Here is a 15,964-nt window from a genome sequence, read left to right as displayed (position 1 = left end):
TTTACTTTAAGGATGGCCTACTTAAAAACAGTTCACTGGAATGATTTATCTTGTAAATAACCTGTAGAATGGCTTACTTTAAAACAGCAGTTTACTTTATTAGCTATCAGGTCTTCAATCTGAGCAGAAATTTCTTAGTTTATAACGTTTAAGCATCAGCCTGCAGGAAAAAAGTCCTAGCGGCAGGAGATATAAAATGGCATCAAGTCGTTTCATCATTACGGTTATAGGCAGCGACCGAGTAGGAATCGTTGCCAAGGTCACTACTGTGATGGCAAGTTTCAATGTAAATATTGTCGATATCACTCAGACTATCATGCAGGGTATCTTTACTATGATTATGCTTGCAGAAGCTCCACAGGAGAACTTTGACCTTTCGGCTTTTCAGGAGGCTATGAGTGCTGAGGGAAAGAGCCTTGGAGTCGAGGTCAAGGTACAGCATGAAGATGCGTTTCGCTTCATGCACAGGGTCTGAACTGGAAAATCAATCAGTCTGAAACGAGAGGTAGTTTTTCATGCATATAAACCCGAACGAAATTCTGGAAACGATCCAGATGGTCAGGATGGAACATCTTGACATTAGAACTGTGACAATGGGTATCAGCCTGAGGGACTGCAGTCACCCTGATATTGAGGTATTCAATGAGAATATTTATGAAAAGATAACCACCCGTGCAAAAGAACTTGTGCACGTAACTAATGAAATTCAGAGCCTTTATGGAATTCCAATAATCAATAAGCGAATCTCAGTAACTCCAATAGCTGTTGCAGCTGAAAGCTGCAAGTCTCATGATTTTGCTTCCATCGCAAAAACGATGGATGAAGCTGCAAAAGACTCACAGGTGGATTTTATAGGAGGTTTCAGTGCCCTTGTCCACAAAGGAGCAACTGTTGGGGATCTGAAGCTTATTAATTCCATTCCAGAAGCCCTTGCATGTACGGAAAAGGTCTGCTCATCAGTAAATGTTGCCACTACAAAAACCGGAATTAATATGGATGCGGTTGGCCTGATGGGTAGTATCATAAAAAAGACTGCGGATTTAACTTCGGATAGAGATGGTATAGGCTGTGCCAAGCTTGTTGTCTTTGCAAATGCCCCTGAAGACAATCCTTTTATGGCAGGAGCCTTTCATGGCATAGGTGAACCCGAGTGCGTTATCAATGTTGGAGTCAGCGGGCCGGGCGTCGTAAATGCTGCAATCTGCGAGCTTGAAAACCCGAATCTTACGGAAATTTCGGAAACCATCAAAAAAACGGCCTTTAAAATAACCCGTATGGGCGAAATGGTAGGTCGGGAAGTTTCACGGAGACTTGGAGTCGAATTCGGTATTCTTGACCTTTCTCTGGCTCCTACGCCTGCGATAGGAGACAGCGTTGCTGCAATTTTGGAGGCAATGGGGCTTGAGCGCTGCGGGGCTCACGGAACGACTGCAGCTCTTGCTCTTCTTAATGATGCCGTAAAAAAAGGTGGAGCTATGGCTTCTTCTTCGGTAGGCGGCCTTAGTGGAGCTTTTATCCCTGTCAGTGAGGACGCAGGCATGATCGAAGCCGTCAGGGCTGGAGCCCTCAGCCTAGAAAAACTTGAAGCTATGACCAGCGTCTGTTCTGTTGGTCTTGATATGATTGCAGTGCCTGGTAATACTCCTGCTTCCACCCTATCAGCTATTATCGCTGACGAAATGGCAATAGGTGTAATAAATAAAAAAACGACAGCAGTCAGAATCATCCCAGCACCTGGAAAAGGGATTGGAGATTCCGTAGAATTCGGCGGCCTACTTGGAAATGCTCCTATTATGCCAGTAAGCGGTTTTAGTTCTGAAGTTTTTGTAAAACGGGGAGGGAGAATTCCAGCTCCAATCCAGTCACTCACGAACTGATATTTTCAGGATGGGTGAACCGAGCCGGTAAATCCGGCAATTTATTTTTTGTATTTCAGAGGAGAGTCGACCCATAATCATTATCTTTTCAATATGGGAATTAGTGAATTTTGCAATTGAGTAAAAGTTTTGAAAATTTTCTAGATTTATAATTTTATGCCAAACAATTTTTTGCTTAAATACAATTTTTTGAATAATTAATTTAAAATAATTTATATTACTCGTATATTCTGGAGTAAGGGGACAAACTGGGGTAATAATAAGTAAATTAACCTCCTAAGGCTGCTGATCCATCTCCTCGAAGAAACGTGTTTGGGGGAACACAATATCTTCGGCGAGGCTGTATTGGGGGATACAGTGAAAGGATTAGCGCCTTTGGACCTCTTCTTGTTATTCTTTTAATTTATCTTTCTTTTTGATGAAAATTCTCAGTTTTCATTTGATGAAAATTCCTCATACCTAGACGCCATTAAGATCCGTGTACTGATAACTGGATACAATACAGATTGCGGAGGTTAGACACATGGGAAATAACTCAACGAGCGTTGAAAAGTTATTGAGAAAATGCAAGAAGGTTAAAGAGTCTAAGGAAATTGAAAAATCAGCAATTCGAGTTAAAAATCGCTTCCTTGACCTTAAGGAGGCATAACAATGGGTAGAACTGCACCGAAAACATATATCACATCTGGACACAGCGCCTGTCCGGGCTGTTGTGACGTTTTTGCTGCAAAATTTACACTCATGGGAGCAGGTCCCGAGAGTATTATTGTTAACCCGACAGGCTGTCTGGAAGTTACAAGCACACCTTTTCCTTTGACTTCATGGCAGGTTCCCTGGATCCACTCCCTCTTCGAGAACGGAGCTGCAGTAGCTTCAGGTATCGATGCTGGCTTAAAAGCCCTTGGCAAAAAGAAAGATACTAAGATTATAGTTATCGCAGGCGACGGCGCTACGATGGATATAGGCTTCGGGGCAATTTCAGGGGCGTTTGAACGGGGTCACGACTTTACCTATGTCTGTATGGACAACGAGGCCTATATGAATACAGGTGCCCAGCGTAGCAGTGGAACTCCTTTCGATGCAAGCACCACAACTACTCCAGTCGGAAAATTCTCCTTTGGAAACCCTTTCCCCAAAAAGAATATGCCTGCCATCATGGCAGCTCATGGTTCTCCTTATGTTGCAACAACCTCTATAGGTTTCCCAAGGGATATGATGCGTAAAGTCAAGAAAGCGACCGAAATCGTGGGTCCAACTTATATTCATGCCCATGCTCCCTGTACAACGGGATGGGGCTTTGATACTTCAAAGACTCTGGAGATCGCAAAACTCGCAGTTGAAACTTGCCTTTGGCCAATGTACGAGATAGAGAATGGAGAAATTACCCAGGTAAGAAAGGTTAAGGATCCCAGACCAGTTGAGGAATACCTAAGAATTCAGAAAAGGTTTAAACATCTTTTTATTATGGAAGGAGGAGAAGAAGAAATAAAGAAGATCCAGGCTACTGCAGACTGGAATATAAAGCACTTTGGACTTCAGTGAGTAAACACTTCGAACTTTGGTGAAATCCAAAGGAACAAGCATGAAATTAGACTATAGATTTTAAGGACTAATTTGAGACAGTGAAATATAATAATAGTATTATAATAGCATTTTTATAATATCTAAGCATCTTTGCCTTAGATGTATGTTTACCGATATTCTTCGAACTGACGACTTCCGACATTTAAACAGTATAGACGACTACAAGTATTATGCCGGAGTTGGAACGGAGACGGAACACATACGGATGTCGGGAAAAGAGATTCAATAGATCTGTCAAAGATTGGGGGATCTGTATCCGTTTCGTCCATGGTTTTGACAGGAAAGTTCTTTTAAACCAAATTGTCATTTTTGGGGGAATTAGCTTATGAAATATGGGTTAATATTACTAATGACCATCTCGGCGATGCTGGTATTTTCAACTACGGTCTATGCCAGTGAAAGTGCCAAAGATAATACCATAACAGATAATGCCATAGCTGTCATGAAGGACACAAAGGGCAATACTGTGGGGCTGGCCACATTTACCGAGGATGCCAGCGGCCTTGTCCGGATCAACGTAGATGTGCGTGGTCTGACGCCGGGATTACATGGTATCCACATTCACGAAAAAGGTGACTGCATTGGACCGTCGTTTACTTCTGCTGGCGGACACTATAACCCACTGAGTAAAGAACATGGGCTCAATAACCCAAAAGGCCCTCATGCTGGAGATTTGCCAAACCTCGAAGTGGGCAAGGATGGGAAAGGACATATGAATGTCACCACTAAACTTGTGACACTATCACCCGGGCCAACCACTCTATTTACAGCCAACGGCACTTCACTGATTATCCATGCTGGTCCTGACGACCAGATGACAAATCCTGCCGGCAACAGCGGCGCTCGGATCGTCTGTGGAGTCATCGAGAAAAAATAACTTTTCATTTACCCGCGAAAAAAAGCTGCTGAATGAGTCGATAAGCACCGAGGTCACCAACTGCGCAGTGAATATTTAAAGAAACGAGAACCAAATTAGATAAGGGATTTCAAGAGTAACTTAACATTCTATTGGGTCTATTTAGAACTCAAGATTCTTTATTTAGAATCAGCCCAAAGTGCTCTCATCATTTCCCTTATTGCTTCTATCTTTTTTATATTAGCTTCGTCATTTATTATGTCAAGCTCATTGAAAGATTCAAGGGCTAGCTTAGCTGCGATTGAGACATCGTTCAGATATCTGCTTCCTGCATTGCTTACAATAGCCTGGAGGGCGGAAGCTGCCTGGACAACGGCATTTTCCATGTTTTCTTCCTCAGCTTTTTTCCCAATTTCTTCAATAGAACTTGCGATACTTCTTACCGTATTCTGGAGATTTTCCTGCATGGCTGCGGCAGCCATCTCCTGAAGCATGAGTTCTACTCCCACTGCAGCCTCTTCAAGGCTTTTCTGAGCCGTAAGTTTTCCCACATCACCAAGACATGAGATACATATTGCCGTATTTTCCGAAAGATCAGGAAACTTCATCTTGGAAACCGATTTTCCGATTTCTCCAAGCCCGATTACAACTGCTATGGTTTCTCTTTCCTTATTATGGAGAGCTGCTGTATTCCCACTTTTCCCGAGCACTGAGGCCGCTAGCCTGGCTACTACTTCCATTTGCTGTTCAGCAGCCGTTTTTCCTATCGCTCCAAATGAAAGCAACACCCGGACAGTTGTACCCTGCATATTTAGCTCCATGGAACGTTCCAGCAGTTTTTCAAGGGCGCGGATAGCGTTGACTGCGACATTCTCCATTCCCCGGAGAGCAATAGCCTTTCCAATCTCCTTTATGGAACCAACTATTTTATCGGCTTCTGGCTCCTTTCTCTCATTTAGATAGACTGTGCCGATTTCGGTTAGAAAGTTAAGGGCCTGGTTCACTCCATCGTCAAATCCATCATTAATAGAATTAAACCCTGAACTCACCACTTTTTCCTCTTCCTTAGAAAGCATGGTATAAGACACTTCTTTTCGGTCGGTATAATTCCTATCAAAAGCTCGCAAGAAGATCATTTAAAGCTCTTCTCATAAATTCTTTTACTCTCGTTTGTTCCAGCTTCCATATTTCTTGCACACTATTTTTCAGATACTTTATCATATACCTTTTTAAAAGACTCTTGATTAACTATTTCCTGATTCAAGTATTTTCAAGCAGCCAGTGAGTTCAGACGGATTAATAAGACATTAAATTGATAAACTCGTTAGATAAAATTGACAAACTCGCTAGAAAAGGATAGTTAGTTTCCTTTTCTAGGCATCTGTCAATTCGCATTACTTGAAGGCTATTAAACAACAGGAGGAAGGAGCTTTATCTGATGCAGGAAAGAAAAACTCCGTCTCAACAATCCCGATGCCAGGCAGAGAAGGACTCATTCAAGTGTGAGCTTGTAAGCTTTAAGGAAGTTTTGCGGCTTTCCAGGATCCTTGCCCGAAAAATCAAAACTTCTTGTTATATGCCTGACTTGATTGTCGCTATCGGTAGAGGGGGTTATGTACCTGGAAGGCTAGTTTCCGATTTTTTACTCTTCAATGATCTTACCTCAATGAAGATCGAGCATTACACAAGAGCTGCAGACATGCGGGAAGAGACAAGGCTAAAGTTCCCTATTCCTGTGGATATAACCGGAAAAAAGATTTTGATTATCGATGATATTACCGATACCGGTGAGACACTCAAGCTTGCAGTGGATTACGCCCTGAGCCTTAATCCGGCAAGTGTCAGGACTGCAGTGCTCCAGCATAAGATCTGCTCGGCTTACACACCTGATTTTTACGCCCAGAAAATTCTCAAATGGCGTTGGGTCATTTACCCATGGGCGAGGTATGAGGACCTGGCAGGATTTACAGAAAAAGTTCTTGGAGACAGGACACTGAACCTTTCTGCAATCATAGATGAATTCAAGGACAGATATGAAATAGAGATTGGAGAAACAGAGCTACTTGAAATTCTGGATGATTTGGTCGAAAGGGGAGAAATCGAATGCCTTAAAAGGGATAAACTGAGGTGGCGTTTGAGATCTAAAATATAAAATTTCTGACTCTTTTGAATCAAAAATCTAGTCCATAAAGATAGGAATATTAAATAAAATCAGGAAAATAAATATTGTTTGTATATCGATATTCTGCAATCGAGAGATATTTTTAAAAAGTCTGCATCACGACAGATAAATCCAAAAGTGTGTCGATATGAAACACAATAGACTATTGTTGGTGATCTTTTTTGTACTGAGTTCTCTTCTTGCTTTTTATGGAGTTTGGATTTTCAGCCAAAATTAAATGAAGAGGAACCCTGGACTTTCGCTGTAATTTGTGATACTAGGGGTGGTAGCGAATACAGTAACACGGGCGTAAACGATATTGTTCTAAAAGCTATGGCTAAAGATATTGTTGAAAATGGCTGTGACCTTGTTTTGATTCCTGGAGATCTGATCAACGGGTATTCAAAGGACAATAATCTCTCTACAGAGAAACAATTTGAAAACTGGAAAACTGCAATGAGTCCGGTATATAATGCAAGAATCAAAGTCTATACAGTTCGCGGCAACCATGAATCTGGAGACTCTATTGATCCCGCGTTTAAAGATGCCTATTTTCAGGCTTTTGGTGCCGATAACCCCGACAATGGCCCCAAGGGTGAAAAAGATCTTACCTATAGTTTTATCCATAAGAATGCTTTCTTTATAGGGATCGATGAGTATGCCGATCATCACACTCATAAGGTAAATCAGGAATGGGTCGACAGTCAGTTGAAAAATAACAGCAAGCAGCATATCTTCTTTTTTGGCCATGAACCCGCGTTCAGGGTTAACCACAAAGATTGTCTGGAAGTTTATCCTGAAAATCGGGATGAGTTCTGGAATAGTATAGGTGATGCCGGAGGTCAGGTCTATTTCTGCGGCCATGATCACTTCTATAACAGGACGCGCATACAGGACGACTCAGGCAACGAAATCTACCAAGTAATTAGTGGGTCAGGCGGGGCACCCTTTGCAGAGTGGGACCCTTCAAAAGGCAAAGAAAACTCTAGGTTTAAGCTTGAGTATCATAATCAGGTAGATTATGGATATTCACTGGTTACAGTAGATAGAGATAAGGTAAATATTGAATGGAAAGCCTGGAATGGATCAAGTGACCCAATATGGGTCACGAAGGATAGCTTTCAGTTGGAATAAGGTAGTAACCCCACTAACACATATCTTCCTTGATCAGAGGGGTTTTAGTAACCCCGGAGAGTCTTACATTACTGTTTCAGTGACCAGCTCCAGATTTCCTTTTGGAAAGACTCTGGATACCCGGACTTTCCAGTTTCCATCTGAGGCTTCATTTTCGGCCTGGATCAGGTTGTAACACTGCGTGGTCTTTCCCCTGGTTTTGGAAGAACAGAAGGTACCTGCATTTACTACAAGCATGTTATTGAGGTTCCAGACCCAGGGAATATGGCAGTGCCCACAAAGGACTAGATTCACCTTACAGCGGTTTAGAAGGTCAAGGACGTCTCCTGCATCTACAAGGACAGTATTTTCCCTGCCTGCCAGAGGGATAGGAACAAGGTGGTGGTGCAGGGCAAAGACCTTGAAATCATCCCCTGAAAAAGCATCTTTGATCCAACCATAGTTCTCTCTTCCTACATGTCCTTCATCACGGTCAGGCTGTGAAGAGTCAGCCCCGACTACCGTGATATTCTTGAAATTTCGCGAAAAGTATCGGTCAGTGAAAAGATCTTCAAAGTGAACATACCCTGCGTTTTTCGAATCATGGTTGCCCGGGACAAGAATCTTGTTTTCACATTCAATCCTGTCAATAAACTGCTTTACTCCCTCATATTCCGCTGAAAACCCATTTTCAGTCAGGTCGCCTGTAATCACGACAAGATTAGGTTTCAGCTGATTTATGCTGTCAACCATAGATTCTGCAATCTCTGGAACAAAATACGCTTCTGAATAATGAAGATCTGAAAGATGTACAATCTGTATAATTTTTTCTTCCTCTTATTTCTTAATTTGTAGTATGAGTAGAATTTTTTTATACTCAGAGCCCAGTAGTTCGGTACCAATATATATAGGTATCTCATAAAATCTACATATTTGACAGTATCTAATTATAATTCATTAAAAAAGAAAGATTATATCTCAAAACCCTTTTGGGCACTATAAATATGTATTTAATTATTGTTCATAGAAAATGATTATAAAAAATTACAAAACCTTAATTACTCGAGAATTACATAGTCCATTTCAGCCCATTTTCTCCCATTAGTCAGGCTTGCGACAGACTCCATGTCATCACATTGTCACAAAAATACCAAAATGGGTAGGCAGAAAGACTTAAACTTTTAAAAATAGATTACTTAACCGTTTCGCCGGTTGATCACACCGCTACTTGGGGATTTTCGATCAAACTTTTTTAAAAAGGTTTGCGCTCAAACATTATCTCAAAAGGCTTGCAGGCAAGCAATTTTTTGAAATGGCTTGCGTTTCAAAACATAAGAACTTGCTTGCCGAGCCCTTTACCTATAGCTCTCTCATAAACCAGGTGCGCGCTTGCAACATCCTGAATAGCAAGGCCTGTTGAATCGAAAATTGTAATTTCTTCTTCACTTGTCCTGCCAGGCTTCAGGCCTACAATCACTTCACCAAGCTCGGCATGAATATCATTTTCCGAGATGTAGTGTTTGGATAGAGGAACATTTACTTCTCCGGAATGAAGGGCCTGGACAATATCATCCACAATTATCTTGGATCGAATTAAAAGTTCAGGGTCAAGTTCTTCTTTTCCTACCGCATCAGCTCCTATCGCATTAATGTGAGTGCCTTCTTTTATCCACTGGGCTTTTACGATAGGTTTTCTTGTAGGAGTGGTCGTAACAAGGATATCGCAATCGCAGACCTTCTCAATGCTTTCTTCATAACGGATTTCACAAGGGGTAACATCTGCCATTTCCCGGATAAACTTTTCAGAGCTCTCTTTTGTCCTGGAAATAATTCTTACCAGTTCGGGCTCAAAAACTTCGTAGAGAGCTTCGAGCTGGGTCTTTGCCTGGTTTCCGGCTCCAACAAGGCCTATAACCTTTGAATCCTTTCTTGCAAGGTATTTTGCGGCAATCCCCCCCGCAGCGCCAGTTCTGACATCGGTCAGGTAGGTTCCATCCATAATTGCAACAGGAGCACCTGTTTCCGGGGAGATAAGGACAATAAGTGCCATTACCGTGGGAAGTCCCCGAGAAGGGTTTCCGGGATGGACATTTACAATTTTCACGCCAGTAATATTCTCATCTTCAAGATATGCAGGCATTGTCCGCAGGTCTCCGTTATAGGCCGTATAGTAAAGGTAGGATTTGGGAGGCATCTGGACCTTGCCAAGGCCATGCTGCCTGAAAGCCCTTTCCACGACCTGCATATCAGAATTCATATCAATAACACTTGTTACTTCTTCCTGAGTCAGCCATAATATTTCCATAATATAACCCTCCAGCCGGAACCGTGAGCTGGCCCACAGCTGAACATCAAGATAAAACTGAATAGAACCGGAATAAAACCAAAGAGGCAAACCGACGGCCTGAGATCATATTATTGTTTTTATTTACGTAAATATGTATATATAACATATCTTCACTCATTTAAAGAACTCCCTTCCTAAAAGGAGAAAATCGCTAATGAGAGATCCGCATGTAAATTCAACTAATTTTTCCGGTTCCTGTCTGAAAGATGAATTACTCAAAGAAAAATTACTCAAACCTGCACGGGATATCCGGAGCATACTCAGATGGGGCTATCCCAAGTTTTCGACCATTCGCTTCGTGGCTGACCACTTCCAGCTCAGCCTGGAAGAACGACACATTCTTACAAGGGTGATTATGCCTCCGAACAAGATAGTTTCCAGGATAAATAAAAAAGTAGCCTGTGAATGCATAAAAGATAGAGATCTTCTCCTTGACGGGTACAATGTTCTGCTGAGTGTGGATAGTCTGCTAAAAAAAGAGACCATGTGGTTCTGCGATGACGGGTACATAAGAGACACGCGCTACTATTTCAGCAAGGCAAAACAGGCCGAAGATATAGAGGAAGCCCTCAACGCAGTCCTCAAATTTCTTTCCGAAACAGGTCCAAAATCAGTCGTTTTTCTCCTTGACGTCCAGATCAGCCGGAGCGGGGAGCTTGCAGGTTTCATCCGCCACAAAATGAAAGAATATGGGATTCCAGGCGAGGCAAAAACCTCAAAAATTGCGGATTTCGAGCTGAAAACGGAAGGGGGAAACTCGGAAAAGAAAATAGTTGTGGCAACTTCTGATGGAATTATTGTAGATTCGGTTCTTGAGGTACTCGATATCCCTGCCTGTCTGATGGAAAAAACGGGGATTGAACCGATCAGGCTGTACTAATCGGTCACTAGACACTCAATTATTAGGCACTCCGTTTAAAGAACCCAACCTGCCTGTAAATTTCTTCGGCATCTGCGTACTGCCCTTTTTCTTTTAGCAAATCCGCATACCCGCTCAGGGTCTTGAAATGTCCGGGATCAAGCTCAAGGGCTTTTTTGTACTGGACTTCAGCTTCATGCCTGTGCCCGAACCTAGCTAGCAGCCTAGCATATTCGCAATGAGCTTCAACATCCTCAGGTTTCAGTTTAAGAGCATACCTGAAGTGTATCCTTGCCCCGTGAATAAACCCATGTTCTGCAAGCAAACGGGCATAGAAAAGATGTGGACGTGGATCTTCAGGATCAGCTTTGAGGGCTACTATGTAGTGCTTCTCGGCGTCAAGAGGTTCTCCCTTTTCTTCAAGGAGACGAGCATAGCGAAAATTGGATTCCACATGGTCAGGGTCAAGCTCAAGAGCTCGAGTATAGTGATAGCTTGCTTCGACTGTTTGCCCAAGTTTTGAAAGTAAAGTCCCGTAGCCGCAGTGGGCGCTTACATTATTCCGATCAATAATCAAAGCTCTGCTATATACTTCTTCGGCCTCATCCAGTTTTTTGAGCTTGAAAAGAAGGCAGCCATAGTTGCAAAGCGTATCGACGTGGAAAGGATTGAATTCCAATGCCTTTTCGTACTGAACCTGTGCAGCATCGTTTTTTCCCTCTCTAGCCAGAACCTTTCCACACCCACAAAGTGCCTCGACATTTTGGGGATTCTGCTCAAGTGTTTCTTTGAATTCCCGTAGAGCAAGTTCATTAAAACCCAGTAGAAAAGCTATTTTTCCTGCCTCCATAAGGGCGTCTTCCCGGGCTTTTCCTGAGAAGAGCGAAGCACAGGCTCTGGAAATAACATACTTCTCCCTGTACATAGAGTTTTTACCAAAAATAGATGAAAGTTTCAGCAGGGTTTCCTGGGAAAGCGAATGCTCATCTGAGAAGGAAACGACAAACTCAATGACCTTATCAAAGTCACAGTTATCAGCTGCAACCTGTTCGATTACACGAAAAACCAGCTTGTCTACAGCATCAATCTCCATGCTTAAAAACCTCCTGAAATTTACCTATAAAGAGAGGTTACTCAACTGGATATAAATAGTTGGCTGTAAAACTGTATTAATAAAAACCTCAAGATAAATTCTGTACAATATAGAAAAAATTGATAGCTAAAATTTAGAAAAAATAAGAAATCTAGTTTATTCAGGCCCTTTTTACATGTAAACTGTAACGTGTTTCTACGTCATATGTACCTTGAAGCTCCTCTTCAGTAAGGATTCCTTTTTCTATCAGTTTGCTAAGAGTTTTCCTGTCAACTGATTCGACTACATCCCAGAGATCTTTTTTCATAAGATACGCTTTTAACTTGTTGATACGCCAGAGCTTCCACTCAACCTTCTGCCGCCTGAGTTCCACATCTCCTATTATCAGTACATCGATGTCTTTTTCCGTCAGGGCATTGAGGATACGCGTTCTTAGCTCATCTCTGCGCTTTTCGAGAACTGAGATTGCAGAGACAATGTCATCGTATTCAAGCACAACATCAGTAAGATCCATGTCTTCAGGATCTTGCTCATTGATATCAAGTTCCAAGAATATGCCTCCCATATATAACGGATAAAAATTTTATTTATTTTATGACTCAATCAAATTTTTGGGAATTTTAATTGCCTGGAATACTTATTGCCTGGCTTTTTGATTATCTGGATTTCTAATTGCCTAGACTACTAAGTTCATAATACTTGATTTTATACTTTGGAATTTATAAGCCTGCCTTCAAAAACGAAAAATTCAGAATCAGAAGGCATATATGGGTAGTGGAAAGTTTCTCTCTGAGACCCTGGAAATATTTATCGCGTAAAAATTCCCTGTATACAAAGAACATTTTCAGATTAGCTTCCCTATCAATCCATATAGAAAAATTGAAATTGGCTCCCAAAGAGGGCCTTGAACAGGGGTGAGTCCATGGTATCAGAAAAGGTCTCCAGGAAAACTGCCGCAAAGGAAGAACTGCTTCTTCTTCTCCCTAGAATAGACCGCGTTTTGGAGGCAGAACCTGCCGTGCTTCGAATTGACGCCGATCCGGTAATGATTATTGGAGATATTCATGGAGATTCGCAGGCCCTTGAATTCGTAATAGGAAAAAGGAAAGAACTGAATTGTAAGAATGTTCTTTTTCTCGGGGATTACGTAGACAGAGGACCGCAAGGTACAGAAGTCCTTATAAGGCTTTTCCGATTGAAACTTGAAGATCCTGACCATATATTTCTTCTAAGGGGAAACCACGAAACTGTGGACATGAATCTCTACTACGGTTTTTTTGAGGAAATAGGTTTAGATCAGGAGTTTCTCTTGAGAATCAGCCTAACGTACGATAAAATGCCTATAGCTGCGGTACTTTTGGGGCACACCTTTTGCGTACATGGAGGAATTAACGGAACCGGCAGCATTGATAGTATCAGGAAGGAAGAAGCCTTTGCCTTTCCATATCTCTGGAATGATCCATCGAAACGTGCCGGACTTACCTCTTCAATCCGAGGTTCGACTGTAAAAGAATTCGGGCCAGATATTGTGGATGGCTTTTTAGAGACAAATAACCTGAAAAGGATTATTAGAGGCCACACAGCCCTTGAGAACGGATATAAGTGGTGGTTTGATGGAAAACTACTCTCCCTTTTTTCCTGTCCTGATTACGTGGGACTCGGAAATGCGGCAGCTTTTGCGCTATATGAAAAAGAAGAGATTAAATTGTTCATCTTCGGAAATTAATAGGAATATGAAAAACGCTTACTCAGAAAGAAAGCTTATCCTAAGACAAAGTTGACTCCTGTTGAGCCGTTAGGATCTACGAAAAACTCTACTTTAGTATGTTCCGAATATGTCAGCCCATACAGAGAATTAATCAAAAGTAGAAAAGAAAATGCCGGGGTTGGATATTTTTTATCAGAAAATAAGATAGGGATATATTAGGTAAAGTTTCTAACATTGATCTAGTCCATTATGATCCAGGTTTCTGTCATTTTGCTTCCTATATCCGGATCTAGCTGCATGGCCTTTGTGTATTCCTTTTTGGCTTCGTTAAAGCGCCCCATCTTTCTCATAAGAAGGCCGTAACTGTAATGAAGAGGAGGATAATACGGATTCAAGACAAGAGCCTTCTCATACTGGTCCTGGGCTTCTGAGAAGCGCCCGATCTCTGAAAGGAGATTTCCGTAACTGTAGTGTCCTTCCGCACTCTCAGGGTCCAGACTGAGCGCTTTCTTGTATTCCATTTCAGCTTCATACCTCCTTCCAAAGCGAGCCAGAAGATTTGCATAATTGGAATGGACTTTTGCATCGTTCTGATCAAGAGCAAGAGCTTCCATGTACTGCGCTTCGGCTTCAGAAACTCTACCTTCTCTTGCAAGGAGATTTCCGTAGTTAAAAAGAGTCCGCCTGTGTCTCGGATTAAGAGAAAGAGCTTTTCTGTACTCATCTTCAGCTTCTGAGTAGCGCCCTAGGAAAGAAAGTAAAACCCCGCAGTTGTGATGGAGGCTTGGGTCTTCAGGATCCAGTTCTATTGCAAGCCTGTATTCCTTTTCCGCTTCCCTGAGCCTTCCCAGTTCGAAGAGCAGGTTTGCGTACCCGCCTCTCGCAGGAACATAGTCAGAATCTGCCGTAAGCGCCCTTGAGTAGCACTCTTCTGCCTCCCTTACATACCCGTACTCAGTCAGGAGGTAAGCATATCCTGTGTTCGCCTTTACATGCTCTGGAGAGGCTTCAAGTACTCTTTTAAATTCCTCCTCAGCATCCTCAGACCTTCCGAGTTCTAAAAGTAGCTCGGCATAGGCACACCTTACATCTCCGTTATCTGGATTTTCTTTTAGAGCTTCCAGATAGCTTGCCTCAGCTTCTAGGGAAAAGCCCAGAACATGCGCTGCAATACCTAGCGCAAAACAGGCGTCTTCACGGAGTTTTCCAGAGGCCCGTAGTGAACAGGCTTTTGCGAGAACATATTCTTCCGTGATCATTTTCTGTTGCTTGCAAGCATTTGAAAGATCAAGCAAGATGTTGGGGGAAAGTGAGCTTTTTTCCGCAAGATCCAAAGCGAAATCAACTGCAGAACACAGATTTTTCTGATCGGATCCTGTAAATCCAATAATACTATATACAAACTCGTCAACTACATCAAAGTCCATATACCCGGCACCTCAGAAAAGTAAATGTTTTTTTAGGGGATAAATGAAACTATCTTTGTAACATCCGGAGTATATTTTACATTTAATAGAATATATTAGTGAGTGAGTAGTGCGTAAAATCTCGAGTATAATATTAGTTTTATGGATCGTGCGTTATATTATGAACATAGTGTATTATACCAATCATATAACAGACTATCCTCTTGTATCGCTAAATAAAAAAATTGCCTGCTTAAAGCAACAACACTTTCCTGACAAAGCGAAGTTTGCAGAATAAAAGTAGATTTGTTAAAGGAAAAATCAAGAAAAATAAATATATAAAAATTGAAGGATTAATATCTTCAACGGAAAAGAAGATAATGTTGAAGTTTAACAAAAGATATAAGAAAAGTAGTAGCTTCTTAATGTAAGACTTAAAAACGTACTTTAACTATTAATAATGTTTATTGATATTTGTTATTAAGTACATATCAGTACTATAATAATTCAAAATTCTGAAAATGATCAGCATGTTTTTTAAACTCTTCTCGGTTTTCCTGATTATCCCCATTATTGAGCTTTATTTGCTCATTAAGATCGGGGGAATGATCGGAGCCCTAAACACTGTACTTATTATCCTGATAACCGCAAGTCTGGGCGCTTACCTTGCAAAATCTCAGGGTTTTCGCGTACTCCGCGAGATCCAAGAAGCAACAAGCAGGGGATACATGCCAGGGAACGAGCTCCTGCACGGATTCTTTGTATTAGTTGGAAGCTTTGCCCTTCTAACTCCGGGCTTCCTGTCTGATATAATAGGGTTCTCTATGCTTATACCGCAGATAAGGGAAATCTATGTGGCAATGGCGAAAGGAATTATAAGAAAAAGAATACAGAATGGTCAGTGGCAGATGAGAATGTACACGAATTTCCGATAACCTGAAAAAATCCAAAAAAACATTG

At 41.7% G+C, this 15,964-nt stretch carries 16 protein-coding genes; 10 read left to right on the top strand and 6 right to left on the bottom strand.

The window, feature by feature from the left end; genetic code table 11:
• The first annotated feature begins 196 nt into the window (after positions 1 to 196).
• From BP549_RS04735 to BP549_RS04715, 5 genes are all read left to right on the top strand, one after another.
• Positions 197 to 475: an ACT domain-containing protein gene (locus tag BP549_RS04735; protein ID WP_292378574.1), complete on the top strand. Its 279-nt coding sequence runs from the start codon at positions 197 to 199 to the stop codon at positions 473 to 475.
• Between the two features lie 40 nt (positions 476 to 515).
• Positions 516 to 1,877: a PFL family protein gene (locus tag BP549_RS04730; RefSeq protein WP_292378571.1), complete on the top strand. Its 1,362-nt coding sequence runs from the start codon at positions 516 to 518 to the stop codon at positions 1,875 to 1,877.
• Between the two features lie 523 nt (positions 1,878 to 2,400).
• Positions 2,401 to 2,526, top strand: a complete 126-nt coding sequence (locus tag BP549_RS04725) for a hypothetical protein (protein WP_292378568.1) — start codon at positions 2,401 to 2,403, stop codon at positions 2,524 to 2,526.
• Positions 2,527 to 2,528: 2 nt separating this feature from the next.
• Positions 2,529 to 3,419 carry a thiamine pyrophosphate-dependent enzyme gene (locus tag BP549_RS04720; RefSeq protein WP_292378566.1) on the top strand — a complete coding sequence of 297 codons (891 nt, stop codon included), beginning with the start codon at positions 2,529 to 2,531 and terminating at the stop codon, positions 3,417 to 3,419.
• A 367-nt stretch (positions 3,420 to 3,786) separates the two neighbouring features.
• A complete protein-coding gene (locus BP549_RS04715; RefSeq protein ID WP_349682335.1) occupies positions 3,787 to 4,338 on the top strand; it encodes a superoxide dismutase family protein in 552 nt (183 codons plus the stop codon).
• Between the two features lie 158 nt (positions 4,339 to 4,496).
• Here BP549_RS04715 and BP549_RS04710 read toward each other — a convergent pair whose 3' ends face one another.
• Positions 4,497 to 5,453 carry a hypothetical protein gene (locus BP549_RS04710; protein ID WP_292378564.1) on the bottom strand — a complete coding sequence of 319 codons (957 nt, stop codon included), beginning with the start codon at positions 5,451 to 5,453 and terminating at the stop codon, positions 4,497 to 4,499.
• Positions 5,454 to 5,755: 302 nt separating this feature from the next.
• Between BP549_RS04710 and BP549_RS04705 the strand changes: the two genes are divergently transcribed.
• Positions 5,756 to 6,469 (top strand): phosphoribosyltransferase, encoded by a 714-nt coding sequence (locus BP549_RS04705; protein WP_292378561.1) that lies wholly within the window; start codon positions 5,756 to 5,758, stop codon positions 6,467 to 6,469.
• Positions 6,470 to 6,694: 225 nt separating this feature from the next.
• A complete protein-coding gene (locus BP549_RS04700) occupies positions 6,695 to 7,612 on the top strand; it encodes a metallophosphoesterase family protein (RefSeq protein ID WP_292378558.1) in 918 nt (305 codons plus the stop codon).
• 63 nt (positions 7,613 to 7,675) lie between these two features.
• On the opposite strand, the gene BP549_RS04695 is transcribed toward BP549_RS04700, so the two are convergent.
• Both BP549_RS04695 and ala read right to left on the bottom strand, forming a co-directional pair.
• The gene (locus BP549_RS04695) at positions 7,676 to 8,413 is read right to left on the bottom strand and encodes a metallophosphoesterase family protein (RefSeq protein WP_394339061.1); all 738 of its coding nucleotides are present in this window, start codon (positions 8,411 to 8,413) and stop codon (positions 7,676 to 7,678) included.
• A gap of 502 nt (positions 8,414 to 8,915) precedes the next feature.
• Positions 8,916 to 9,896 (bottom strand): alanine dehydrogenase, encoded by a 981-nt coding sequence (gene ala, locus BP549_RS04690; protein WP_292378555.1) that lies wholly within the window; start codon positions 9,894 to 9,896, stop codon positions 8,916 to 8,918.
• A gap of 196 nt (positions 9,897 to 10,092) precedes the next feature.
• Between ala and BP549_RS04685 the strand changes: the two genes are divergently transcribed.
• The gene (locus BP549_RS04685) at positions 10,093 to 10,818 is read left to right on the top strand and encodes a DUF434 domain-containing protein (RefSeq protein WP_292374623.1); all 726 of its coding nucleotides are present in this window, start codon (positions 10,093 to 10,095) and stop codon (positions 10,816 to 10,818) included.
• A gap of 22 nt (positions 10,819 to 10,840) precedes the next feature.
• Here BP549_RS04685 and BP549_RS04680 read toward each other — a convergent pair whose 3' ends face one another.
• Positions 10,841 to 11,890 (bottom strand): tetratricopeptide repeat protein, encoded by a 1,050-nt coding sequence (locus tag BP549_RS04680; protein WP_292378552.1) that lies wholly within the window; start codon positions 11,888 to 11,890, stop codon positions 10,841 to 10,843.
• A gap of 160 nt (positions 11,891 to 12,050) precedes the next feature.
• A complete protein-coding gene (locus BP549_RS04675) occupies positions 12,051 to 12,440 on the bottom strand; it encodes a hypothetical protein (RefSeq protein WP_292378549.1) in 390 nt (129 codons plus the stop codon).
• Between the two features lie 372 nt (positions 12,441 to 12,812).
• On the opposite strand from BP549_RS04675, the gene BP549_RS04670 reads away from it, so the two are divergent.
• Complete coding sequence (locus tag BP549_RS04670) at positions 12,813 to 13,616, top strand: serine/threonine protein phosphatase (protein WP_292378547.1); 804 nt, start codon at positions 12,813 to 12,815, stop codon at positions 13,614 to 13,616.
• Between the two features lie 221 nt (positions 13,617 to 13,837).
• Here BP549_RS04670 and BP549_RS04665 read toward each other — a convergent pair whose 3' ends face one another.
• Positions 13,838 to 15,025: a tetratricopeptide repeat protein gene (locus BP549_RS04665; RefSeq protein WP_292378544.1), complete on the bottom strand. Its 1,188-nt coding sequence runs from the start codon at positions 15,023 to 15,025 to the stop codon at positions 13,838 to 13,840.
• 500 nt (positions 15,026 to 15,525) lie between these two features.
• Between BP549_RS04665 and BP549_RS04660 the strand changes: the two genes are divergently transcribed.
• Entirely contained in the window at positions 15,526 to 15,939 is a 414-nt protein-coding gene (locus tag BP549_RS04660) for an FxsA family protein (protein WP_292378543.1), read from the top strand.
• The last annotated feature ends 25 nt before the right edge of the window (positions 15,940 to 15,964 follow it).

The organism is Methanosarcina sp. UBA289, from assembly GCA_002496565.1.
Lineage (GTDB): Archaea > Halobacteriota > Methanosarcinia > Methanosarcinales > Methanosarcinaceae > Methanosarcina.
This window is presented reverse-complemented; position numbering and strand designations above follow the sequence as displayed.